We start from the raw sequence: 23,339 nt of genomic DNA, 5'->3' as shown, positions 1-23,339 counted from the left end.
CGTTAGAGATGGCACGGCGATACGACTGCGGGGACGCGACCGACCGCAAGACCGGCCTGCGCGAGGCCGCCTCCGCCGTCCGCCGCGGCGAACTGGTCGTGCTGCCCACCGACACCGTCTACGGGATCGGTGCGGACGCCTTCAACGCGGAGGCGGTCGGCGATCTGCTCGAGGCCAAGGGGCGCGGGCGCAACATGCCCACTCCGGTGCTGGTCGGCTCGCCGAACACGCTGCACGGACTGGTCACCGACTTCTCCGAGATGGCCTGGGAGCTGGTGGACGCCTTCTGGCCCGGTGCGCTCACCCTCGTCGCCCGGCACCAGCCGTCGCTCACCTGGGACCTGGGGGAGACCCGGGGCACCGTGGCGGTCCGGATGCCGCTGCACCCGGTGGCGATCGAGCTGCTGACGGACTTCGGCCCGATGGCGGTCTCCAGCGCCAACCTGACCGGACACCCCTCTCCGCAGGACTGCGACGCCGCCCAGGACATGCTGGGGGACTCCGTCTCGGTGTACCTGGACGGCGGGCCGACCCCGGCCGCCGTGCCCTCCTCGATCGTCGATGTGACCGGCAAGGTGCCGGTGCTGCTCCGGGCGGGCGCGCTCACCGCCGAGCAGCTCCGGGAGGTCGTACCCGACCTCGAGGTGGCCAATTGACAGCCCCTGAGGGGCGTGGCATAGCGGAACACCGTGAGAAGAACGCCGAGGCCACCTTCCGCATCCTCCACGTCAGCACCGGCAATGTGTGCCGCTCGCCGATCACCGAGCGGCTGACCCGGCATGCCCTCACCCACCGCCTCGGAACCGTCCGCACCCGCGGTCTGATCGTGGAGTCCGCCGGCACCTGGGGCCATGAGGGCGCGCCCATGGAGGCGCACGCCGCGACGGTCCTGACCGACTTCGGCGCCGACCCGGCGGGCTTCCTCGGCCGTGAGCTGCTGGACGAGCACGTCATCCGCGCCGACCTGGTGCTGACCGCCACCCGCGACCACCGGGCGCAGGTGATCTCGATGGGGCACTCGGCGGGGCTGCGCACCTTCACGCTCAAGGAGTTCACCCGGCTGGTGCGGGCCATAGACCCCGCGACGCTGCCCGACCCGGAGGAGGCGGGCGGTGTGGTCGAGCGCGCCCGCGCCCTGGTGCAGGCGGCGGCCGCGCTGCGCGGCTGGCTGCTGGCACCCAACGAGGAGGCGGACGAGGTGCACGATCCGTACGGGGCGCCGATCACCTTCTTCCGCTCCATCGGGGACGAGATCAACCAGGCCCTGGACCCGGTCGTCACGGCGCTGACGGGCGTTCCCGCCCCCGCGTAGCCGCTCGGAGGCCCGGGGCGCGCCGTAAGGGGCCCGCACGGGCCGCACGGCGCGCCGTACGGCGTCGCGGGGCCTACATTGGGGGTGACCACCTAAGTGGCGACCCGCCGTCCCCTCCGAAGGCTGTGAGCACGCCATGGCCGTCACCCCCTGGGGCCCCGATTTCGCAAGCCTCGCCCGCCAGGACCCGGAGCTGGCGGGAATCATCCTGAGCGAGATCGACCGCGTCTCCGGCGGACTCCAGCTGATCGCGGCCGAGAACTACGCCTCGCCGGCCGTGCTGGCGGCGCTCGCCTCACCGCTGGCCAACAAGTACGCCGAGGGGTATCCCGGCGCCCGCCACCACGGCGGCTGCGAGATCGTGGACATCGCCGAGCGGGTGGCCCAGGACCGGGCGAAGGCGCTGTTCGGCGCCGAGCACGCCAATGTGCAGCCGCATTCGGGGTCCTCTGCGGTGCTGGCCGCCTACGCCGCGCTGCTGCGGCCCGGGGACACGGTGCTGGCGATGGCGCTGCCGCACGGCGGCCATCTCACCCATGGCTCGCCCGCCAACTTCTCCGGCCGCTGGTTCGACTTCATCGGCTACGGCGTCGATCCGGCGACCGGGCTGATCGACTACGAGCAGCTGCGCGGGCTGGCCCACGCCCACCGCCCGAAGGCGATCGTCTGCGGTTCCATCTCCTATCCCCGCCATCTGGACTACGCCGCCTTCCGTGCCGTCGCGGACGAGGTGGGCGCGTACCTCATCGCCGACGCCGCCCATCCGATCGGCCTGGTGGCGGGGAAGGCGGCGCCGTCCCCGGTGCCGTACGCGGACGTGGTGTGCGCAACGACACACAAGGTGCTGCGCGGGCCGCGCGGCGGGATGCTGCTGTGCGGTGCGGAGCTCGCCGAGCGGGTGGACCGGGCGGTGTTCCCGTTCACCCAGGGCGGGGCCCAGATGCACACCGTGGCGGCCAAGGCGGTGGCGTTCGGCGAGGCCGCGGCGCCCGCCTTCACCGCCTATGCGCGACGGGTGGTGGCCAATGCCCGGGTGCTGGCGGACGCCCTGGTCGGGGAGGGTCTGGCGGTCACCACGGGCGGCACCGACACCCATATGATCACCGCCGACCCGGCCCCGCTGGGCCTGGACGGACGCACCGCGAAGGGCCGCTGCGCGGCCGCCGGGATCGTCCTGGACACCTGCGCGCTGGCGTCCGCCACCGAGCCCCGGGGCTGCGTCAAGGGGCTGCGTCTCGGCACCGCCGCGGTGACCACCCAGGGAATGGGCGCGCCGGAAATGGAGCGCATAGCCCATCTCATGGGAACCGTCCTGCGGGACGAGGGCGTGGTACGGGAAAAGGTGGCGGATCTGGCCGGGAGATTTCCGCCCTATCCGGACGAGGGCCGAATCATGCAACCATCCGAAGGTGTAGGACGTCTGTAAGTACGTTCACCGCGAGGCGTCGGACACGCATAGGGTGTGGGGCTGTGATGGCCAGCGATACCTCTGGGGCAGCCTGTGCGTGAATACCTGCTGACTCTGTGCATCACGGCCGCGGTCACCTATCTGCTGACCGGGCCGGTGCGGAAATTCGCCATCGCGGCCGGTGCGATGCCCGAGATCCGCGCCCGTGATGTGCACCGTGAGCCCACGCCACGGCTCGGCGGCATCGCCATGTTCGGCGGGCTGTGCGCGGGGCTGCTGGTCGCCGCCCACCTGACCAACCTCAAGGACGTCTTCGAGGTCTCCAACGAGCCACGGGCGCTGCTGTCCGGCGCCGGGCTGATCTGGCTGCTCGGGGTGCTGGACGACAAGTGGGGCGTGGACGCGCTGATCAAGCTGGGCGGTCAGATGATCGCCGCCGGTGTGATGGTGCTCCAGGGCCTGACCATCCTGTGGCTTCCGGTGCCCGGTGTGGGACCGGTCTCGCTGACGCCCTGGCAGGGCACGCTGCTCACCGTGGCGCTGGTCGTCATCACCATCAACGCGGTCAACTTCGTTGACGGGCTCGATGGTTTGGCGTCCGGGATGGTGTGCATCGCCGCCGCCGCGTTCTTCATGTACGCGTACCGCATCTGGTACGGCTACGGCCTGGAGGCGGCCGCGCCCGCCACCCTGTTCGCCGCCGTCCTGATGGGCATGTGCCTGGGCTTCCTGCCGCACAACGCCCACCCCGCGCGGATCTTCATGGGCGACTCGGGCTCGATGCTGATCGGCCTGGTGCTGGCGGCGGGCGCCATCTCCATCACCGGCCAGGTGGACCCGGACGCGATGAAGCTGTTCGAGGGTTCCGAGCAGGCCGCGGTGCACGCCACCGTCCCGGTCTACATCCCGCTGCTGCTGCCGCTGACCGTCATCGCGGTGCCCTTCGCCGACCTGGTGCTGGCGATCGTCCGGCGCACCTGGCGCGGTCAGTCGCCGTTCGCCGCCGACCGCGGCCATCTGCACCACCGGCTGCTGGAGATCGGCCACTCGCACAGCCGGGCCGTCCTGATCATGTACTTCTGGTCCGCGCTGATCGCCTTCGGCGCCGTGGCGTACTCGGTGAACTCGGCCGGTGTGTGGTTCGTGCTGGCGATCGTGGCGCTGAGCGGGGTCGGTCTTGTGCTGTTGCTGCTGCCGCGGTTCACCCCGCGCGTTCCGCGCTGGGCGGAGGCGTTCGTTCCGCCGCGCTACCGCCGCGCCAACCGGATCGCCAGGGCCGAGCGGGTCGCCGAGGCGGCCGCCGAGCCCGTGGCGGCCGCGGCCGGTGCCGGGTCCGCCGCCTCGGAGTCGGAGTTGGCAAAGCCCGAGCCGGTGGGCTCCGGGGTGAACGGCGGCGCGAGCAATGGGGCGAGCGGTGGGGCGAACGGTGTGAACGGCGCCACCGCGATCGGCGACCGGTCCCGCTTCACCCACCGCCGGCGCATCGGAACACCCCAGTAATCTCCCCAGTCATCGCCGTGATGCCCCCAGTCATCGCCCCCGGCGAAGGGGGCGGTGAGAGCGCCGAAGATCACAGGGTGGCGTCAGCACGGTACCTACCTCATAACTCTCCCGTGTGACGTGCAGCACATCCGGTGGGTAAAGACCTCATCAAATAGTTTGTGATACCGTTCACTAAACCCGGTGCTGAGAACCGAGGGGCCGTAGGGCGACGGCTCTTCCTCGTGAGGTCTCCTCCGTCCCCGGGGATACGCTCGTCCACGACGAATCGTTGCTTCCGACACTTGCCGGAGAAACCCCTCATGCAGTCCAACGACGCCAGAACGCTCCTGAGTTGCGCCGTGCCCACAGCCATCGCCGGTGTGGTCGCCGTCGCCGTCGGTTCTGTGCTCGCAGGCGGCAAGGGAGCGATCGGCGCGGGCTTTGGCACATTCGTCGCCGTGGTGGTGATGGCTTCCGGGCTGATCGTGCTGGAGCGCACGGCGAAGCACCTGCCCCATCTGTTCCAGGCCATGGGCATGGTGCTCTTCATGGCCGAGTTCCTGCTGGTGGCGGTCGTGCTCGCGGTGTTCCAGGACACCACGTTGTTCAACGTCAAGGCTTTCGCCCTCGCACTGCTCGCCGCGACCCTGGTGTGGGTCGGCGCACAGACCCGTGCACACATGAAGGCCAAGATCCTCTATGTGGAGCCGGAAGCCGAGGACGAACGCAAGCCCGGGGGGGCGAAGAAGTCCGCTCCCGCCGGGTCCGCGCCGTGAGAAGTAGGCCCGGGATAAGAGCATGTGCGCTCACCTGCTATCGTCCGGTGCCATCTGAGGCACAGCGGGCGCAGGTAGCTGAACCCCCGGAATTCACGGGATGGAATCGGCGGCCCATGCAGCTGATGCCCGACATACCACTCGGCCACGTGCCGATCAGCCGCCCCCACATTCGTAAGACCAGTCCAGTGCCGTTCCGTGGCCGCGTGCCGCGCCGACACAACGAGGTTGCCGTACCCATGCGCCACGCTGAAGGAGCTCGCGGTGAGTTCTGACCAGACGCTCGCCTTCGAGACGAACTGCCACATCTTCGACGGGTGCGGCTTCCCGGCACCCGGACTCCATTCGTTCAAGTTCGAGCCGCTCTTCTCGGTGGGCGGATTCGACTTCAACAAGCCGATGCTGCTCGCGCTGCTGGGCACCGTCGCCATTGTCTGGTTCTTCTGGGCCGCGTTCGGCCGGGCCAAGGTGGTCCCCGGCAAGCTGCAAATGGTGGGCGAGGCCGGTTACGACTTCGTGCGCCGCGGGCTGGTCTACGAGGCCCTCGGGAAGAAGGAGGGCGAGAAGTACGTCCCCCTCATGGTCTCGCTGTTCTTCTTCGTGTGGATCATGAACCTGTGGTCGGTCATCCCGATCGCCCAGTTCCCGGTGACGTCGATCATCGCCTTCCCGGCCGGTCTCGCCGCCATCGTCTACGTCCTCTGGATGTACCTGACCTTCAAGAAGCACGGCTTCGTCGGCGGCTGGAAGAACATCACCGGCTACGACAAGGAGCTCGGCGCGATCCTGCCGATGATCGTCGTGATCGAGTTCTTCTCGAACGTGATCATCCGGCCCTTCACCCACGCGGTCCGGCTCTTCGCCAACATGTTCGCCGGCCACCTGCTGCTGCTGATGTTCACCATCGGCTCCTGGTACCTGCTGAACGGCATCGGGATCGCCTACGCGGGCGCGTCCTTCGTGATGACGATTCTGCTGACCGCCTTCGAGCTCTTCATCCAGGCTGTCCAGGCGTACGTCTTCGTGCTCTTGGCCTGCAACTACGTTCAGGGCGCGCTCGCCGAGCACCACTGAGCACACCTGCCTCCCAGACCATCAGACGTCCGGTGGCCAACCCCCACCGGCCCATGAAACGCAAAGGAAGAACCGGCATGTCCGCTCTCCAGACCCTCGCCGCCGACGGCATCACCGGCAACCTCGGTTCGATCGGCTACGGTCTCGCCGCCATCGGCCCCGGCGTCGGCGTCGGCATCATCTTCGGTAACGGCACCCAGGCCCTGGCCCGTCAGCCCGAGGCGGCCGGCCTGATCCGCGCCAACCAGATCATGGGCTTCGCCTTCTGTGAGGCGCTCGCGCTGATCGGTATCGTCATGGGCTTCCTTTTCAAGTCCTGAACGGACCGCTTTAACCACGACAGACGGAAGGCACTGATGTGAACGCCCTGGTACAGGTGGCGGCTGAGGAGAGTGAGAACCCCCTCATCCCGCCGATCCCGGAGCTGGTCATCGGCCTGATCGCCTTTGCCATCGTCTTCATCTTCCTCGCCAAGAAGCTCCTCCCGAACATCAACCGGGTTCTGGAGGAGCGCCGCGAGGCGATCGAGGGCGGCATGGAGAAGGCCGAGGCCACTCAGGCCGAAGCCCAGCAGGTCCTCGAGGACTACCGAGCCCAGCTCGCCGACGCCCGTCACGAGGCCGCGCGACTGCGCCAGGAGGCGCAGGAGCAGGGCGCCGCGCTCATCGCCGAGATGCGCGCGGAGGGCCAGCGGCAGCGTGAGGAGATCATCGCTGCCGGTCACTCGCAGATCGAGGCCGATCGGAAGCAGGCCGCTCAGACCCTGCGCCAGGACGTGGGCAGGCTCGCCACCGACCTGGCCGGCCGGATCGTCGGTGAGTCGCTCGAGGACGTGGCCCGGCAGAGCCGCACCATCGACCGGTTCCTCGACGAGCTCGAGGCGAAGGCCACCGATGGCTCGAAGGCCGAGGCCGGCCGATGAACGGAGCGAGCCGGGAGGCACTGGCAGCCGCGCGCGAGCGCTTCGACGCCCTGACGGACAACACCGCCGTCGACGCGACGAAGCTTGCCGATGAGCTGGCCGCCGTCACCGCGCTGCTCGACCGCGAGGTCTCGCTGCGCCGGGTCCTCACCGACCCGGCGCAGCCCGGCGAGGCCAAGGCCACGCTTGCCGCGCGGGTGCTGGGCGGACAGGTCGGCGGCGAGACCATCGACCTGATCTCCGGCCTGGTCCGTTCCCGCTGGTCGCGCTCGCGCGACCTGGTGGACTCGCTCGAGGAGCTGGCCAACGCCGCCGACCTGGTCGCGGCCGAGCGGGCCGGCACCCTCGACGACGTGGAGGACGAGCTGTTCCGGTTCGGCCGGATCGTCTCCTCCTCGTCCGAGCTGCGCGGCGCGCTCACCGACCGGCGCGCGAGCGTCTCCGCCAAGTCCGGGCTGGTCACCGAGTTGCTCGGCGGCCGCGCCGACCAGCGGACCGCACGGCTGGTGATCCGTCTGGTGACCCATCCGCGGGGTCGTAGCCTGGAGGCGGGTCTCGACGAGCTGTCCAAGCTGGCGGCGGCGCGCCGGGACCGTACGGTCGCGGTCGTCACCTCCGCGGTGCCGCTCAGCGACCGGCAGAAGCAGCGGCTCGGTGACGCACTGGGGAAGCTGTACGGACGGAAGATGCACCTGAACCTCGACGTGGACCCCGAGGTCCTCGGCGGGATCTCGGTGCGCATCGGCGACGAGGTCATCAACGGGACCATCGCGGACCGTCTCGAAGAGGCGACCCGGCGGATGGCCGGCTGACACAGCCACCAACTCAACAAGCATGTAAGCGGCCCGAGTTGGGCCGTAGTCAAACACTTCGGGCCCAACAAGGAGAGCAGGGAACCCAGATGGCGGAGCTCACGATCCGGCCGGAGGAGATCCGGGACGCGCTGGAGAACTTTGTCCAGGCGTACAAGCCGGACGCGGCCTCGCGCGAGGAGGTCGGGACGGTCAGCGTTGCCGGCGACGGCATCGCGAAGGTCGAGGGTCTCCCCTCGACCATGGCGAACGAACTGCTGAAGTTCGAGGACGGCACCCTCGGCCTCGCCCTCAACCTCGAGGAGCGCGAGATCGGTGCGGTCGTCCTCGGTGAGTTCAGCGGCATCGAGGAGGGTCAGCAGGTGCACCGCACCGGCGAGGTCCTCTCGGTCGCCGTCGGCGAGGGCTACCTCGGCCGCGTGGTCGACCCGCTGGGTGCCCCGATCGACGGCCTCGGCGAGATCGAGACCGAGGGCCGCCGCGCCCTCGAACTTCAGGCCCCCACGGTCATGCAGCGCAAGTCGGTGCACGAGCCGATGGAGACCGGCTACAAGGCCGTCGACGCGATGACCCCGATCGGCCGTGGCCAGCGTCAGCTGATCATCGGCGACCGGCAGACCGGCAAGACCGCGCTGTGCGTCGACACGATCATCAACCAGCGCGACAACTGGCGCTCCGGCGACCCGAAGAAGCAGGTCCGCTGCATCTACGTCGCCGTCGGCCAGAAGGGCTCCACCATCGCGTCCGTGCGCGGCGCGCTGGAGGAGGCCGGCGCCCTGGAGTACACGACGATCGTCGCCGCCCCGGCGTCCGACCCGGCGGGCTTCAAGTACCTGGCCCCCTACACCGGCTCGGCCATCGGCCAGCACTGGATGTACGAGGGCAAGCACGTCCTGATCGTCTTCGACGACCTGTCCAAGCAGGCCGACGCCTACCGCGCGGTGTCCCTGCTGCTGCGCCGCCCGCCGGGCCGTGAGGCCTACCCGGGTGACGTCTTCTACCTGCACTCCCGGCTGCTGGAGCGCTGCGCCAAGCTCTCCGAGGAGATGGGCTCCGGTTCGATGACCGGTCTGCCGATCGTCGAGACCAAGGCGAACGACGTGTCGGCGTTCATCCCGACCAACGTCATCTCCATCACCGACGGCCAGTGCTTCCTGGAGTCCGACCTGTTCAACGCCGGACAGCGCCCGGCCCTGAACGTCGGTATCTCGGTCTCCCGGGTCGGTGGCTCCGCCCAGCACCGGGCCATGCGCCAGGTCTCCGGCCGCCTCCGGGTGGACCTCGCCCAGTACCGCGAGCTCGAGGCGTTCGCCGCCTTCGGCTCGGACCTGGACGCGGCCTCCAAGGCGTCGCTGGAGCGCGGTGCGCGCATGGTCGAGCTGCTGAAGCAGGGGCAGTACGCCCCGTTCTCCACCGAGGACGAGATCGTCTCCATCTGGGCCGGCACCACCGGCAAGATGGACGACGTGCCCGTGGAGGACATCCGCCGCTTCGAGCGGGAGCTGCTGGACTACCTCCACCGTGAGCACAAGTCGCTGCTGACCAGCATCGTCGAGGGCGGCAAGATGTCCGACGACACGATTCAGGCGCTGGGCGAGGCCGTGGACTCCTTCAAGCGGCAGTTCGAGACCTCGGGCGGCAAGCTGCTGGGCGAGGACTGAGCGCATGGGTGCCCAGCTGAGGGTCTACAAGAGGCGGATCAAGTCCGTCTCCGCGACCAAGAAGATCACCAGGGCGATGGAGATGATCGCCGCCTCGCGCGTCGTCAAGGCGCAGCGCCAGGTGGCCGCGTCGACTCCGTACGCCACCGAGCTCACCCGGGCGGTGGGCGCGGTCGCCAAGGGCTCCACCACCCAGCACGCGCTGACCACGGAGAGCGACAACCCGACCCGGGCCGCGGTCCTGCTCATCACGAGCGACCGGGGTCTCGCGGGCGGCTACTCCTCCAACGTGATCAAGGCGGCCGAGGAGCTCACCGAGCGGCTCACCCGCGAGGGCAAGGAGGTCGACTCCTACATCGTCGGCCGCAAGGGTGTGGCGTACTACTCCTTCCGTGAGCGCAAGGTCACGGAGTCGTGGGGTGGCTTCACCGACAACCCGACCTACGCGGACGCCAAGAAGATCGCGGGCCCGCTGATCGAGGCCGTCCTCAAGGACACGGCCGAGGGCGGCGTGGACGAGCTGCACATCGTCTTCACCGAGTTCGTCTCGATGCTGACGCAGACCCCGGTCAAGGACCGGCTGCTGCCGCTCAGCCTCGCGGAGAAGGCGGAGGAGCAGGAGAAGAAGGGCGAGATCCTCCCGCTCTTCGACTTCGAGCCCTCGTCCGAGGACGTCCTGGACGCCCTGCTGCCCCGGTATGTCGAGGCCCGTATCTACAACGCCCTGCTCCAGGCCGCCGCCTCCAAGCACGCGGCCACCCGGCGGGCGATGAAGTCGGCGACCGACAACGCCGAAGAGCTCATCAAGTCGCTCACGCGGCTTGCCAACGCGGCCCGCCAGGCCGACATCACCCAGGAAATCAGCGAGATCGTCGGTGGCGCGAGCGCTCTGGCCGACGCCTCCGCGGGGAGTGACTGACACTATGACCACCACTGTTGAGCCAACCGCTGTGGCCGCCGGCCGCGTCGCGCGGGTCATCGGCCCGGTCGTCGACGTGGAGTTCCCCGTCGACGCGATGCCGGACATCTACAACGCGCTGACCGTCGAGGTCGCCGACCCGGCGCAGGAGGGTGCGAAGAAGATCCTGACCCTCGAGGTCGCCCAGCACCTGGGCGAGGGTCTGGTCCGCGCCATCTCCATGGAGCCCACCGACGGTCTGGTCCGCCAGGCCTCGGTGACCGACACCGGCGACGGCATCACGGTGCCCGTCGGCGATGTCACCAAGGGCCGGGTGTTCAACACCCTGGGCAAGATCCTCAACGAGCCCGAGGCCGAGTCCGAGGTCACCGAGCGCTGGTCCATCCACCGCAAGGCCCCGGCCTTCGACCAGCTCGAGTCCAAGACCGAGATGTTCGAGACCGGTCTGAAGGTCGTCGACCTGCTGACCCCGTACGTCAAGGGCGGCAAGATCGGTCTGTTCGGCGGCGCGGGCGTCGGCAAGACCGTGCTCATCCAGGAAATGATCATGCGTGTGGCCAAGCTGCACGAGGGCGTTTCCGTGTTCGCCGGTGTCGGCGAGCGCACCCGTGAGGGCAACGACCTGATCGAGGAGATGGCCGAGTCCGGCGTGCTCCCGCAGACCGCGCTGGTCTTCGGCCAGATGGACGAGCCCCCGGGCACCCGTCTGCGGGTCGCCCTGGCCGGTCTGACCATGGCGGAGTACTTCCGCGATGTGCAGAAGCAGGACGTGCTGTTCTTCATCGACAACATCTTCCGCTTCACCCAGGCCGGTTCCGAGGTCTCGACCCTGCTCGGCCGGATGCCCTCCGCGGTGGGCTACCAGCCGAACCTGGCCGACGAGATGGGCATCCTCCAGGAGCGCATCACCTCGACCCGTGGTCACTCGATCACCTCGATGCAGGCGATCTACGTCCCCGCGGACGACCTGACCGACCCGGCCCCGGCGACCACCTTCGCGCACCTCGACGCGACCACGGTGCTCTCCCGGCCGATCTCGGAGAAGGGCATCTACCCGGCGGTGGACCCGCTGGACTCGACGTCCCGGATCCTGGACCCGCGCTACATCTCGCAGGACCACTACGACTGCGCCTCGCGCGTGAAGTCGATCCTCCAGAAGTACAAGGACCTCCAGGACATCATCAACATCCTGGGCATCGACGAGCTCGGCGAGGAGGACAAGCTCACCGTCTTCCGCGCCCGTCGTATCGAGCGCTTCCTGTCGCAGAACACCCACGCGGCGAAGCAGTTCACCGGTCTCGACGGATCGGACGTGCCGCTGGACGAGTCCATCGCCGCGTTCAACGCGATCGCCGACGGTGAGTTCGACCACTTCCCCGAGCAGGCGTTCTTCATGTGCGGTGGCCTGGACGACCTCAAGGCCAAGGCCAAGGAGCTGGGCGTCTCCTGAGCCCGGTAGCTCCGCGAGAGGGGCGGGCCCGGTCCCGCCCCTCTCCGTACGCCCGTTATTCTTTGACGAAAGCCCCGCCCTACCCGGCGGGGAGAGACCCGAGGAGCCACGTTGGCTGCTGAGCTGCACGTCGAGATGGTCGCGGCGGACCGTAGTGTCTGGTCCGGTGCGGCCACCTTGGTCATCGCGCGCACCACATCGGGTGACATCGGCGTCATGCCCGGCCACCAGCCGCTGCTCGGTGTGCTGGAGTCCGGCCCGGTGACCATCCGTTCGGTCGACGGCGGAACGGTCGTGGCCGCGGTGCACGGTGGGTTCATCTCGTTTTCGGACGACAAGCTCTCACTGCTGGCCGAAGTCGCGGAGCTGTCCGACGAGATCGATGTGAAGCGCGCGGAGCGGGCGCTGGAGCGTGCCAAGTCGGAGGCGGACGCCGCCGCCGAGCGGCGCGCCGACGTCCGGTTGCGCGCGGTGGCGGGAGCGCACTGAGCCTGTCACGTACGGTCGGAAAACCTCAGCCGCGGACCTCGCTGGAGCTCCCCTTCAGCGGTCCGCGGCTGAGGCGATGCAGGTGCGGTTTTTCCCGATGACGCGAGGAGGTCGGTGAAGATGGTCCTCGCTCTGCTTGTGGGCGGCGTGGTCGTCGCGCTGGTGGTGGTGGGACTCTTCGTCTTCGGTCTCCGGCGGCGGCTGATCCAGCGGTCCGGCGGAACCTTCGACTGTTCACTGCGCTGGGATCCACCGCCAAGCGAATCCGAGCCCAGCGGCAAGGGCTGGGTGTACGGCGTCGCCCGCTACAACGGTGACCGCGTCGAGTGGTTCCGGGTCTTCTCCTACGCGCCCAGGCCCCGGCGAATCCTGGAGCGCGCCTCGATCGAGGTGCTGGAGCGGCGCACCCCCAAGGGCGAGGAGGAGCTGGCGCTGCTCTCCGACGCGGTGGTGCTCGCCTGCCGGCACGGCGGCACCCGGCTGGAACTGGCCATGAGCGATGACGCCCTGACCGGCTTTCTGGCCTGGCTGGAGGCCGCGCCTCCCGGGCAGCGCGTCAACGTGGCCTGAGGGGTCCGCTGGAGGTGTCGTCGTCGGCCGACTGCGGCGCCGTCGTGGCTGGTCGCGCAGTTCCCCGCGCCCCTTCGGGGCGCTGCCCGAACCGTAGCGGACTTTCCTCTGACCTGCTCAGCGTACGCCCAGTTCCTGGGCCAGCACCGCGGCCTGCACCCGGCTGCGCAGCTCCAGCTTGTTCAGCAGTCGGCTGACATGCGTCTTCACCGTCGCCTCCGCCATGGTGAGCCGCTCCGCGATCTGCGCGTTCGACAGCCCCTGCCCCAGACAGGCCAGCACCTCCCGCTCCCGCGGGGTGAGCGTGGCCAGCACCTCGGGGCTGGGCGCGGTGGGGGAGGGGGCGGCCTGGGGCCGGGCGAACTCCGCGATCAGTCGGCGGGTGACCGCGGTGGCGATCATGCCCTCGCCGCGCCCCACCGTACGGACCGCCTCGATCAGATCGGCCGCCTCGCTGTCCTTGAGCAGGAACCCGGCGGCGCCCGCGCGCAGCGCCCCGAAGACGTACTCGTCCAGGTCGAAGGTGGTCAGCACCAGCACATCGGCCAGCTGTTCGGCGACCACCTGGCGGGTGGCCGACACCCCGTCGAGCCGGGGCATCTGGACGTCCATGAGCACCACATCGGGGCGCAGCGCCCTGGCCATCTCCACCGCCTGGAGGCCGTCCACCGCCTCGCCGACCACCTCCACATCGGGGGCGGACCGCAGGATCAGCACCAGTCCGGAGCGGACCGCGCCCTGGTCCTCGGCGACCAGCACCCGGATCGGCTTGGACGCGGAACGGGCGGGCGGGGCGGGCGGGGTCACGGCGGCTCCCGGTCGTCGAAGGGTCATGGCACAGTCTGAGCGCTCTTGCTCTGAGCGCTCTCGTCGTCCAGCGGCAGCGCGGCCCGCACCCGCCACACCATGCCCTCGGGCCCGGAGACCGGACCGGCGTCCAGCGTGCCGCCGAGCAGGGACACCCGCTCGCGCATCCCGATCAGCCCGGTGCCGGAGCCGGGCGCCCGGGGGCCCTCGCGGTCGCCGTACGGGCTGACGACGCTGACCTCGAGCGGGCCGTCCGCGCGGTGCGCCAGCGTCACGTCCACCCGGCCGGGCGCGGCGTGCTTGAGGGCGTTGGTGAGCGACTCCTGGACGATGCGGTACGCGGCGAGCTCGACCGGGGCGGGCAGGGGGGCGGCGCCGGGCGGCCGCTCGTCGCTCAGGACGATGTCCTGGCCGCCGGCGCGGGCGTTGGTGCGGGCCTGCTCCAGCAGGGTGTCGAGCGCGTCGAGAGTGGAGGTGGCGGCCGGTTCCGAGCTCTCCCCGGGGTCCCGCAGCAGCCCGATCAGCCGGCGCATCTCGGCCAGGCCGCGCACGCTGTTCTCCCGGATGACGCCGAGCGCCTCGTCGGTCGCGGCGGGGTCCTTCAGGGAGAGCGCGGCGCTGGAGTGGATGGCGATGGCCGAGAGGTGGTTGGCCACCATGTCGTGGAGTTCGCGCGCCATCCGGGAGCGCTCCGAGGCCACCGCCTCCCGCCGGTCCAACTCGGCCAGCAGCGCGACCCGTTCGGCCTCCACCCGGGCGGCCGCGGCCTCCTCGCGGTGGTTGCGGATCACCGACCCGGTCCACGCCGGGGTGAGGGTGAGCAGCGCGACGAACGAGCCGACCAGCAGCGCCAGGGGGTCGTTGTAGATGGCCAGCGGCACCACGGTGGCCAGGCCCGTGAGGAGCCAGCAGATCCGGGGGATCCGCCGGGCGGCGGTGGGGCCGGAGTACAGGACGGCCGAGTACACCAGGTCGGTGTACATCAGGAACGTCACGGCCAGTCCGCCGCTGAGGATGTCCAGGGAGAGCGCCGCGGTCCCCACGCCCAGGCCGACGAGGGGCCTTGAGCGCCGCAGCAGCTCGCACGCGGAGATCACGACCAGCGCGATCACCCCCAGCCAGCGGGGCGCGTGGAGGAACGACTGGTTGTTGTGCACCCCGACCGCCCACATCAGGGCCCCGCCGAGCAGTCCGCTCAGGGCGATGAGGACGTCATGCCGGTGTGGGCGTGGGAGGTGGGGAGGGGACGGCATGGCACCCATCACACCATGTGGCGCGCCGGACGGACCTCCCCCTTGGGGGCGGGCCCGCCGCCCGGTGGCGTACATCGAAGGATGCAGTCGGGATTCATCGCAGCCGACGACGCGCCCGGCCCGGTCGACGGGGGAGGGTTGGGACCAAGGGCAGAGCGAGAGAGGAAACATCGTGGTTGTCGCGCTGATCATCGCCTGTGAGGTCGGCTTCTGGGTGCTGTTGGGCATCGGCATTCTGCTGCGCTACGTGGCGAAGATGCCGAAGGCGAGCACCGTGGTGCTGCTGTGCGAACCGGTGCTGGAGGTGGTGCTGTTCGTGACGACCGTGATCGACCTGAGGAACGGCGCCGAACCGGACTGGAAGCACGGTCTCGCCGCCGTCTACATCGGCTACTCGGCCGCGCTCGGCCACTCGACGATCAAATGGGTCGACGCCCGGGTGGCGCACCGCTTCTTCGGCGGGCCGCCGCCGGTCAAGCCCGCGAAGTACGGTGCGGCGCGCACGCTGCACGAGTGGAAGACCGCCGGGCGCTGGGTGCTGGCCGCGGTCATCGCCATGGCACTGCTCCAGGGCGGGATCTGGTACGTCGGCGACGACGGCGAGATCGGCTCGCTGCGCGACTGGCAGCGGAACATGCTCTTCCTGATCGGCATCAACGTGGCCATCGCCCTCAGCTACACGCTCTTTCCCAAGCGGGAGCGCTCCGCGTCGTCTGCCCGCTAACCCCCGTACCGGGCAGACGACGACGAGCCCCGCCCCGCCCCGTCGGCCCCGGCAACGCGCTGCCACGCGCCGCCGGGCCGGCGGGGCCCGTGGTTTTTCAGCGGTTCTCGCCCGGGACCCACAGGACGTCGCCGACCTCCTTGTTGGCCGAGCGGGCCAGGATGAACAGCAGATCCGAGAGCCGGTTGAGATAGGTCGCGGTGAGCGCGTTCATCGAGTCCCCGTGCTCGGTGAGCGCCGCCCAGGTGGAGCGCTCGGCGCGGCGTACCACCGTGCACGCCTGGTGCAGCAGCGCCGCGCCCGGGGTGCCGCCCGGGAGGATGAAGCTGCGCAGCTTCTCCAGCCCCTCCAGGAAGCGGTCGCAGTCCGCCTCCAGCTTGTCGATGTAGCTCTGTTCCACGCGCAGCGGCGGATGGGCGGGGTCCGCCACCACCGGTGTGCACAGGTCCGCGCCCACGTCGAACAGGTCGTTCTGGACGCGGACCAGCACCTTGACGATCTCGGCGGGCAGTTGGCCCAGCGCGATGGCCACCCCGATCGCGGCGTTCGCCTCGTTGGCGTCGGCGTACGCGCCGATCCGCGAATCGGTCTTGGCGGTGCGGCTCATGTCGCCGAGGGCGGTGGAGCCCGTGTCGCCGGTACGCGTATAGATACGGGTGAGATTGACCATGGCTCCGAGCCTACGCGGCGGCCCTACGCGCCGGCCCGCTGGAAGAGCCGCGCCCCGAGGGTGACGGCCACCGCCGCGAGCGCGGTGGCGACCAGCGCGGCCAGCGCGATCTTCCCGTCCCCGTACTCCCCGGCGAAGGCGGCCCGCACCCCGTCCACCAGATAGCGGAACGGCACGAAGTGCGAGGCGATGTCGAGCCAGCGGGGCCCGAGCGACATCGGCAGCAGGATCCCCGACAGCAGCATCGCGGGCATGGTGACGGAGTTGATGACCGGCGCGAACCCCTGCGGCGAGGACACCCGCATCGCCAACGCGTAGGAGAGCGAGGCGAGCGAGATGGTCAGCACGCCGACGAAGACGAAGCCGATCGCCACGCCCAGCACCGGGGCGCGCAGCCCGAGCGCCACGGCGACGCACACCAGCGCCAGGGACTGCCACAGCAACTGGACGACGTCCTTGAGCACCCGGCCCATCAGCAGCGCTAGCCGGCTGACCGGGGTCACCCGCATCCGCTCGATGACGCCCGTACGGCGTTCGAGGATCAGCCCGATCCCGGTGAACGAGGCGCTGAACAGGCCGAGTTGGACGAGGATGCCGGGGACGATGGTCTGCCAGGAGTCGGCCCGGCCGCCGAGCGGCAGATCGGTGAGCAGCGGGCCGAAGAAGACGAGGAAGAGCAGCGGCTGGACCATCCCGAAGATCAGGGCGGGTTTGGAGCGCACGGTCTGGCGGGCGTAGCGGCCGAATATCAGGGCCGTGTCGGAGAGGAGATGAGGCATCGGGCCTTCTTCCGGGGCTTGCGGTGGGTGTCCTGGTCAGGCGGGGCTTGCGAGGGGTGTCCTGGTCAGACGGCGAGCGGGGCGGGGTCCCGGGGGGTGGTGCCGCGCCCGGTGATGGCGATGAAGGCGTCCTGGAGGGTGGCGTCCGGAGCGCCGCCGTGCTCGGCCTTGAGCCGCTCCGCCGTCCCCTCGGCGGCCACCAGGCCCTGGTCGACGATGACCAGCCGGTCGGAGAGCGCCTCCGCCTCGTCCAGGTAATGGGTGGTCAGGAAGACCGTCATGCCGTGTTCGGCGCGCAGCCGGCGGATCAACTGCCAGAGGTCTGCGCGGCTGCCGGGGTCCAGCCCGGTGGTCGGCTCGTCCAGGAAGAGGATCTCGGGCCGGTGGACCAGGCCGAGGGCGATGTCCAGCCGCCGCCGCTGGCCGCCGGAGAGCGCGGCGCAGGGGCGGTCCAGCAGCTCGGCCAGGCCCAGGTCCCGGGCCAGCTCCCCGGCGCGGGCGGCCGCCTCGGCCTTGCCCATCCGGTAGAGCCGCCCCTGGGTGAGCAGTTCCTCCCGTACCGAGACGGTCGGATCGACCCCGCCGGACTGGGCCACGTAGCCGATCCGCCGGCGTACGCCCGCCGGATCACGGGCGAGGTCGTGCCCGGCGACGGTGGCGCTGCCGCCGGTGGGCGGGAGCAGCGTGGTGAGCATGCGCAGCGTGGTGGTCTTGCCCGCTCCGTTGGGTCCGAGGAAGCCGAGGATCTCACCGCGCTCGACGGTCAGGTCGATACCGCGCACGGCTGCCACCGGGCCGCGCTTGGTCCGGAAGGTGTGGGTGAGGCCGTTCGTCGTGATGACTGCCATGGCTCCAGAAAAACAGAGCAGCACCAATTTTGCAATCACTCCAAAAATCAATGAGCCCCAGCGAAGCTAGGATGAGGGCATGGCGGAAGGACTCAGGGAGCGGAAGAAACGGCAGACCAGGCAGCACATCTCGGACGTCGCGACCGGGCTGTTCATGGCGCGCGGCTTCGAGGCGGTCACGATCGCGGAGATCGCCGAGGCGGCCGAGGTCTCCGTCAACACGGTCTACAACTACTTCCCGACCAAGGAGGACCTCTTCGTCGACCGCGAGGACGAGGTCGTCGACCGCCCCTCCCGGCTCGTACGGGACCGCGCGCCCGGACAGTCCGCGGCGCGGGCGCTGATGGACCAGCTGCGCCAGGACATCCGCGAACGGCACCCCTATGTCGGGCTGAGCGAGGGCTACGACCGGTTCCGGCAGGTCATCGTGGAGTCCCCGACGCTGATGGCCAGGCTCTTCGCCATCCAGGGCAAGGCGGTCCACCAGCTCGGCGTCACCCTGCGCGAGGAGGCCGCCGCCGACCCCGGGGACCCCAGACCCGAGTTCATCGCCCACCAGCTCGTCGGGTTGCAGAACGCGGTGCTGCGCTCGATCATCCGCGGGCTCGCGGAGGGCGGCGGCGTGGACGCCGTCGCCGAGGACGCCCTCCGTAAGGTCGACGTCATGGAGTCGCTCCTGAGCGACACGGTCCTCAACTATGCGGCGAAGAACACACCGTGACGCGCGTTACGGGGGGCTGCCCGCAGGGGTGAACGGACGTTAAGGTCCGGCACATCGGACTGTGACCAAGTCGGTCGGAAACAGAGGGAGTGTGTCGTGGCCAAGAAGCTCGCGGTCATCGGAGCCGGACTCATGGGGGCCGGTATCGCGCAGGTCTCGGCCCAGGCCGGCTGGGACGTGGTGCTGCGCGATGTGACCGACGAGGCGCTGCGGCGCGGTACGGACACCATCCGGGCCTCGTACGACAAGTTCGTCTCCAAGGGCAAGCTGGCGGCGGAGGAGGCCGAGCGGGCGCTGGGCCGGATCACCACCACGACCGACCTCGACGCCGCCGCCGACGCGGATGTCGTGGTGGAGGCGGTCTTCGAGAAGATCGAGGTCAAGCGGGAGATCTTCCGCACCCTCGACGAACTGGTCAAGGACGACACGATCCTGGCCTCGAACACCTCGGCCATCCCGATCACCAAGATCGCCGCGGCCACCCGCCGCCCGGAGCGGGTCGTCGGCACCCACTTCTTCTCGCCGGTGCCGATGATGCGGCTGTGCGAGCTGGTGCGCGGACACAAGACGAGCGATGAAACCCTGGCCGCCGCACGGGAGTTCGCGGAGGGCGTCGGCAAGACCTGTATCGTCGTCAACCGCGATGTCGCGGGTTTCGTCACCACCCGGCTGATCTCCGCCCTCGTGGTGGAGGCGGCGAAGCTGTACGAGTCGGGGGTCGCCACGGCCGAGGACATCGACACCGCCTGCAAGCTGGGCTTCGGCCATGCGATGGGACCCCTCGCGACGGCCGACCTGACCGGCGTGGACATCCTGCTGCACGCCACCGACAACATCTACACCGAGTCGCAGGACGAGAAGTTCGCACCGCCGGAGATCATGCGCCGGATGGTCGATGCGGGGGACATCGGCCGGAAGAGCGGCGAGGGCTTCTACCGCTACTGAGGGCCTTGGTGCGGCGCCAGGCCCGGAACTCACCCTCCTGGGTGAATTCGGTATCGGTTCGCTTACAGACGGCAACTTCCTCGTGTGAGAGGCAGTCAGTTCTGTAGACAGAAATGGCGCATTGACGACACGACGCACCGTATTGGGGAGCGCATATGCACATCAGGGGCGACCACGCCGAGCTGGTCGTCGGGGGCCGACTGGACGTCCGGAGCGCGGCGGACGCCCGTACGGCCCTGCACACCGCCGTCGACGCGGGCGGCGGGGATCTCGTCCTCGACCTCACCGAACTGGACTCCTGGGACGCCACCGGGCTCGGGGTGATCATGGGCGCGCACCGCAGGGCCGGCCGGGTGGGCAGACGGCTGGTGCTGCGCGGGGTGCCGCCCCAGATGCAGCGGCTGCTGGTGGCCACCCGGCTGCACCGCATCCTCGCGATCGAGGGCGGACTGGAGGCGGAGTCCCTGCCGCGCGTCTGAGCGGCGGGGACCGCCCGCCCCGGGCCGGTGGGTTGTCCGGGGTGGCGTGGGCCACCTCCGGCGCGGTGGATACTGTGAGCAGGTCCAGGCCGTCTGATACGGCCCGGGGTTCGGTGAGCGCCGAACACATTCCCTACGGCGGCACCGGACCAGAAGCGAAGGCAGGCCGGGGAGCCTTACAGCACGCCACGCATCTGGGGGGCAAGGACATTGGACCCGAAGAACCGCGGATCGCAGGAGCACGGCCACGACGAGACCGTGCCGGGTGCCGCTTCCGGTGCGGCGGGTGCGGCGGGTGCGTCGGGTGCGGCGGACGGCCCGGGGGACGGCTCGTCGCGGCGCCCGACGGGGCCGACAGGGGCGACGGGGCCGATAGGGGCGACGGGGCCGACGGGGGACATACCGACGCCCCCGCTGGGCGCCCCGCTGTCCGGTGCGTCCGCCTCCCCGCCCTCGTCCGCCTCGTCAGCCTCTTCCGCCTCCTCCGCGCCCGCTTCCGCGTCCCCGGCCCGCACCGCGCGCATCGTCGCCGGTGACCATGTGCTCACGGTCAACCCCGTCGACGGCAGCGAGATAGAACCCTGCCCGCCCGGTGAGCGGCCCGCCCGGCCCGAGCGCCACGGCCCCGACGAGCGGGCCGAGCTGCGCCGCGCCGCCGCCGCGCCCCGCCCGTCCGGCACCGTCGTGCCCGAACTGCCGGTGCTGGAGCGCGACGAGGAGCGGGAGCGGCTCGCCCGGCTGCTCGCCCGCGGCCGCTCGGTGCGGGTCACCGGGCCCTCCGGCGCCGGGCGCAGCACCCTGCTGGAGGCCGTGGCCTCCGACTGCGAGCGGCTGGCGCCCGACGGTGTCGTACGCCTCTCCGGCTACCACCGCACCCCCACCGACCTCCTCCACGACCTCTACGCCGCCGTCCTCAGCGCCCCGCTCCACCGGCCGGACCGCGCGGAGCTGCTGGCGGCGGTCCAGGAGATCGGCGCGGTCGTCGTCCTGGACGACATCGAGTTCGGCGGCGCCGCGCTGGACGAGTTCCTCGACGCGACCCCCGAATGCGCGTTCCTGATCTCCGCCACCCCCGATGTCCCGGCGCCGTCCCCCGACTCCCACCTGGAGGAGGTCTTCCTCTCCGGGCTCAGCCGTACGGCCGGACTCCAGCTGCTCGAGCGGGCCGTACGACGGCCCCTGGACGAGGACGAGGCGAGCTGGGCGGCGGACCTGTGGTTCGAGTCCGAGGGGCTGCCGCTGCGCTTCGTCCAGGCGGGCGCGCTGCTGCGGCAGCGGGACGCCCAGCGCGACGACGCCTCCGGGGCGGAGGCCGAGGCCCCGCTGCCCTCGATAGCCGAGGCGGCGTCCCCCGCCGCGCTGCTCGCCGCCGGGCTGAGCGAGGCGGCCCGCGACGCGCTGCGGTTCGCGGTCGCGCTCGGCGGCGAATGCCCGGACCAGGTGCATCTGCGCGCGCTGTCCGCGGACACCCACGCGGACGCGGCCCTCGGTGAGCTACTCGGCTGCGGCCTCGTCACCTCGGCCGGATCGCACTACCGGCTGGCGGCGCGCGTCACCGCGCAGCTCGCGGAGGCGGGCTACGCCGACGAGGACGCCGGGCGCGCGCACACCGTCGCCCAGCACTACGCCTGGTGGGCCGGTCACCCCTCGGTGGCCCCCGAGCGCGTCGCCGCCGAGGCCGACGCGATCCTCGCGGCGATGACCGCGCTCATCGGCAGCCGCGAGGCGGGCCACGCCGACGCCGCCGTGCTCCTGGCCCGCGCCGCCGCGCCCGCGCTCGCCGCGGCGCTGCACTGGGGCGCCTGGGAGCGCGCGGTGCGGCACGGCCAGGAGGCCGCGCGGCTGGCGGGACAGGTCGCGGACGAGGCGTACTTCCACCACGAGCTGGGCGTCCTCGCGCTGTGCACGGGCCATCTGGACCGGGCCCGCGCCGAGCTCGAGGCGTCCATCGGGCTGCGCGGCGTCCTCGCGGACAAGCGGGGCACGGTCGCGGGCCGACGCGCGCTGGCGCTGGTCGCCGACCGCTCGCCCGGCTCGGCGATGGCCGGGGCGTTCGGGACGAGCGGTGGGAACCGTAAGGACGACGCGGACCGTAAGGACGACGCGGCGCCCCTGGCGGCGGGCGGAGCGCCGGACGACACCGAGACCACGATCGTCACCCCGAAGGTGGCGACGACGACGCCGATGGCCGCCATGGGCGGCACGGCGGCCACGACGGCGGTGACCGCGGCGGTCCCGTCCGCCTCCCGTACCTCTGTGGCGGCCCCCGCCACCCCCGTGGCCTCGGCCGCCGCCTCCACCTCCGCCGCCGCCGCCGGGCCGCCGGGCGGCAAGCCGGGCGGTCTGCGGCGGCTGGCGGCGCACGGTGGCCGACGCAACGTGGTGGCGGCGGCCGCGGGTGTGCTCCTGGTGGCCGTGCTCGGCACCGTGGTGACCCTGGGCACCCTGGGCGACGACTCCGACAGCCCGGCCGACAAGGTCAAGCCGGACCGTTCGGCCAGTCAGCGTGACGACGACAAGGGCCTGACCGCCGACGAGCCCACGAGCGGCACCAGCCAGGCCCCCCAGCCGGGCCTCAGCGGGGTGCCGAAGGCGTCCACGTCCCCGACCGCGCCGGGCGGCAGCGGCTCGCCCAGCGGCTCCACGGCGACCAATGGCCCGTCGTCCACCGGCGGCTCGCCCTCGGACACCGAGCGGCCGCCCTCCTCGCCGTCCTCGCACCCCACGACCTCCGACCCGCGACCGACGACCAAGCCGCCGACGGGCCGGCCGACGACGCCGACCGGCGAGCCCACGAAGCCGACGCCCACGACGTCGTCCCCGACCACGACCCCCACCGGCGACACCTCCACCACGGCGAGCGCCCCCACGACCCACACGGCGTCGAGCACGGCCACGCCGGTCGCGTAGCGGCCCGGGACGGCGGTGCGGGGGCGGCCGGATCGCGCCAGGGGGTGCCCCGCCCCGGTGGCGTGATGTGGTCGGCTCAGGGGTTGTCCGGACGCCTGCGGCGGGCTGTTCCCCTACCCGCCCCTCCCCGCAACTGGGGCTCCGCCCCAGACCCCGCTCCTCAATCGCCGGAGAGGCTGAATGGCGGGGCTCCGTCCCAGGGCTCGCTCGTCAAGTGCCGGAGGGGCTGGAAGGCGGGGCTCCGTCCCAGCCCCGGCTCGTCATGTGCCGGAGGGCTGGAAGGCGGGGTGCTTCGCCCCAGGGCTCGCTCGTCATGCGCCGGAGCAGC

General features: G+C 70.9%; 25 protein-coding genes. 19 read left to right on the top strand and 6 right to left on the bottom strand.

Annotation, left to right across the window (positions count from 1 at the left end; genetic code table 11):
* Positions 1 to 8 precede the first annotated feature (8 nt).
* The 14 genes from ABD329_RS06585 (at position 9) to ABD329_RS06520 (ending at position 12,875) form a co-directional block, all read left to right on the top strand.
* Complete coding sequence (locus ABD329_RS06585; protein ID WP_014054918.1) at positions 9 to 656, top strand: L-threonylcarbamoyladenylate synthase; 648 nt, start codon at positions 9 to 11, stop codon at positions 654 to 656.
* Entirely contained in the window at positions 653 to 1,312 is a 660-nt protein-coding gene (locus tag ABD329_RS06580; RefSeq protein WP_198276179.1) for an arsenate reductase/protein-tyrosine-phosphatase family protein, read from the top strand. Before ABD329_RS06585 ends, ABD329_RS06580 begins: the two co-directional genes overlap by 4 nt.
* 136 nt (positions 1,313 to 1,448) lie before the next feature.
* Complete coding sequence (locus tag ABD329_RS06575; RefSeq protein ID WP_198276178.1) at positions 1,449 to 2,738, top strand: serine hydroxymethyltransferase; 1,290 nt, start codon at positions 1,449 to 1,451, stop codon at positions 2,736 to 2,738.
* Positions 2,739 to 2,801: 63 nt separating this feature from the next.
* On the top strand, positions 2,802 to 4,220 hold the full coding sequence (locus ABD329_RS06570; RefSeq protein ID WP_198276186.1) for an MraY family glycosyltransferase: 1,419 nt from the start codon (positions 2,802 to 2,804) through the stop codon (positions 4,218 to 4,220).
* A gap of 302 nt (positions 4,221 to 4,522) precedes the next feature.
* A complete protein-coding gene (locus ABD329_RS06565) occupies positions 4,523 to 4,978 on the top strand; it encodes a Cg1360 family ATP-synthase-associated protein (RefSeq protein WP_198276177.1) in 456 nt (151 codons plus the stop codon).
* Positions 4,979 to 5,242: 264 nt separating this feature from the next.
* Positions 5,243 to 6,052 (top strand): F0F1 ATP synthase subunit A, encoded by an 810-nt coding sequence (gene atpB, locus ABD329_RS06560; RefSeq protein ID WP_020868409.1) that lies wholly within the window; start codon positions 5,243 to 5,245, stop codon positions 6,050 to 6,052.
* Positions 6,053 to 6,129: 77 nt separating this feature from the next.
* Positions 6,130 to 6,372 carry an ATP synthase F0 subunit C gene (atpE, locus tag ABD329_RS06555; protein ID WP_037951036.1) on the top strand — a complete coding sequence of 81 codons (243 nt, stop codon included), beginning with the start codon at positions 6,130 to 6,132 and terminating at the stop codon, positions 6,370 to 6,372.
* Positions 6,373 to 6,410: 38 nt separating this feature from the next.
* Positions 6,411 to 6,974, top strand: a complete 564-nt coding sequence (locus ABD329_RS06550) for a F0F1 ATP synthase subunit B (protein WP_037951034.1) — start codon at positions 6,411 to 6,413, stop codon at positions 6,972 to 6,974.
* Positions 6,971 to 7,786, top strand: a complete 816-nt coding sequence (locus ABD329_RS06545; protein WP_198276176.1) for a F0F1 ATP synthase subunit delta — start codon at positions 6,971 to 6,973, stop codon at positions 7,784 to 7,786. The genes ABD329_RS06550 and ABD329_RS06545 overlap by 4 nt, the downstream gene beginning before the upstream one ends.
* A gap of 89 nt (positions 7,787 to 7,875) precedes the next feature.
* Entirely contained in the window at positions 7,876 to 9,447 is a 1,572-nt protein-coding gene (atpA, locus tag ABD329_RS06540) for a F0F1 ATP synthase subunit alpha (protein ID WP_198276175.1), read from the top strand.
* A 4-nt stretch (positions 9,448 to 9,451) separates the two neighbouring features.
* A complete protein-coding gene (locus ABD329_RS06535; RefSeq protein WP_198276174.1) occupies positions 9,452 to 10,366 on the top strand; it encodes a F0F1 ATP synthase subunit gamma in 915 nt (304 codons plus the stop codon).
* Positions 10,367 to 10,370: 4 nt separating this feature from the next.
* Positions 10,371 to 11,816, top strand: coding sequence for a F0F1 ATP synthase subunit beta (atpD, locus tag ABD329_RS06530; protein ID WP_198276173.1), 1,446 nt, complete (start codon positions 10,371 to 10,373; stop codon positions 11,814 to 11,816).
* A gap of 111 nt (positions 11,817 to 11,927) precedes the next feature.
* Positions 11,928 to 12,305 (top strand): F0F1 ATP synthase subunit epsilon, encoded by a 378-nt coding sequence (locus tag ABD329_RS06525; RefSeq protein WP_037951023.1) that lies wholly within the window; start codon positions 11,928 to 11,930, stop codon positions 12,303 to 12,305.
* A gap of 120 nt (positions 12,306 to 12,425) precedes the next feature.
* The gene (locus ABD329_RS06520) at positions 12,426 to 12,875 is read left to right on the top strand and encodes a DUF2550 domain-containing protein (RefSeq protein WP_198276172.1); all 450 of its coding nucleotides are present in this window, start codon (positions 12,426 to 12,428) and stop codon (positions 12,873 to 12,875) included.
* Positions 12,876 to 12,992: 117 nt separating this feature from the next.
* On the opposite strand, the gene ABD329_RS06515 is transcribed toward ABD329_RS06520, so the two are convergent.
* Together ABD329_RS06515 and ABD329_RS06510 are read right to left on the bottom strand one after the other, a co-directional pair.
* Positions 12,993 to 13,682 (bottom strand): response regulator, encoded by a 690-nt coding sequence (locus tag ABD329_RS06515; protein ID WP_344316090.1) that lies wholly within the window; start codon positions 13,680 to 13,682, stop codon positions 12,993 to 12,995.
* Between the two features lie 23 nt (positions 13,683 to 13,705).
* Complete coding sequence (locus ABD329_RS06510; RefSeq protein ID WP_425574289.1) at positions 13,706 to 14,944, bottom strand: sensor histidine kinase; 1,239 nt, start codon at positions 14,942 to 14,944, stop codon at positions 13,706 to 13,708.
* A gap of 163 nt (positions 14,945 to 15,107) precedes the next feature.
* Between ABD329_RS06510 and ABD329_RS06505 the strand changes: the two genes are divergently transcribed.
* Positions 15,108 to 15,659, top strand: a complete 552-nt coding sequence (locus ABD329_RS06505; RefSeq protein ID WP_198282269.1) for a hypothetical protein — start codon at positions 15,108 to 15,110, stop codon at positions 15,657 to 15,659.
* Positions 15,660 to 15,756: 97 nt separating this feature from the next.
* On the opposite strand, the gene ABD329_RS06500 is transcribed toward ABD329_RS06505, so the two are convergent.
* The 3 genes from ABD329_RS06500 to ABD329_RS06490 form a co-directional block, all read right to left on the bottom strand.
* On the bottom strand, positions 15,757 to 16,329 hold the full coding sequence (locus tag ABD329_RS06500) for a cob(I)yrinic acid a,c-diamide adenosyltransferase (RefSeq protein ID WP_344316089.1): 573 nt from the start codon (positions 16,327 to 16,329) through the stop codon (positions 15,757 to 15,759).
* A gap of 23 nt (positions 16,330 to 16,352) precedes the next feature.
* Positions 16,353 to 17,108, bottom strand: a complete 756-nt coding sequence (locus tag ABD329_RS06495; RefSeq protein ID WP_344316088.1) for an ABC transporter permease — start codon at positions 17,106 to 17,108, stop codon at positions 16,353 to 16,355.
* A 65-nt stretch (positions 17,109 to 17,173) separates the two neighbouring features.
* Complete coding sequence (locus tag ABD329_RS06490) at positions 17,174 to 17,956, bottom strand: ABC transporter ATP-binding protein (protein WP_198281915.1); 783 nt, start codon at positions 17,954 to 17,956, stop codon at positions 17,174 to 17,176.
* 79 nt (positions 17,957 to 18,035) lie between these two features.
* Here ABD329_RS06490 and ABD329_RS06485 point away from each other — a divergent pair, with 79 nt between their 5' ends.
* The 3 genes from ABD329_RS06485 (at position 18,036) to ABD329_RS06475 (ending at position 20,101) form a co-directional block, all read left to right on the top strand.
* Positions 18,036 to 18,677: a TetR/AcrR family transcriptional regulator gene (locus tag ABD329_RS06485; protein WP_198281916.1), complete on the top strand. Its 642-nt coding sequence runs from the start codon at positions 18,036 to 18,038 to the stop codon at positions 18,675 to 18,677.
* A 96-nt stretch (positions 18,678 to 18,773) separates the two neighbouring features.
* Positions 18,774 to 19,622: a 3-hydroxyacyl-CoA dehydrogenase family protein gene (locus ABD329_RS06480; protein ID WP_198281917.1), complete on the top strand. Its 849-nt coding sequence runs from the start codon at positions 18,774 to 18,776 to the stop codon at positions 19,620 to 19,622.
* A 155-nt stretch (positions 19,623 to 19,777) separates the two neighbouring features.
* Entirely contained in the window at positions 19,778 to 20,101 is a 324-nt protein-coding gene (locus tag ABD329_RS06475; RefSeq protein ID WP_014054940.1) for an STAS domain-containing protein, read from the top strand.
* Between the two features lie 176 nt (positions 20,102 to 20,277).
* Here ABD329_RS06475 and ABD329_RS06470 read toward each other — a convergent pair whose 3' ends face one another.
* Entirely contained in the window at positions 20,278 to 20,649 is a 372-nt protein-coding gene (locus ABD329_RS06470; protein WP_344316087.1) for a hypothetical protein, read from the bottom strand.
* Here ABD329_RS06470 and ABD329_RS06465 point away from each other — a divergent pair.
* Positions 20,642 to 23,011 (top strand): ATP-binding protein, encoded by a 2,370-nt coding sequence (locus ABD329_RS06465; protein WP_344316086.1) that lies wholly within the window; start codon positions 20,642 to 20,644, stop codon positions 23,009 to 23,011. The two genes, ABD329_RS06470 and ABD329_RS06465, sit on opposite strands and share 8 nt — an antisense overlap.
* Positions 23,012 to 23,339: the final 328 nt, after the last annotated feature.

Source organism: Streptomyces javensis (assembly GCF_039525925.1).
Lineage (GTDB): Bacteria > Actinomycetota > Actinomycetes > Streptomycetales > Streptomycetaceae > Streptomyces > Streptomyces asiaticus.
This window is presented reverse-complemented; position numbering and strand designations above follow the sequence as displayed.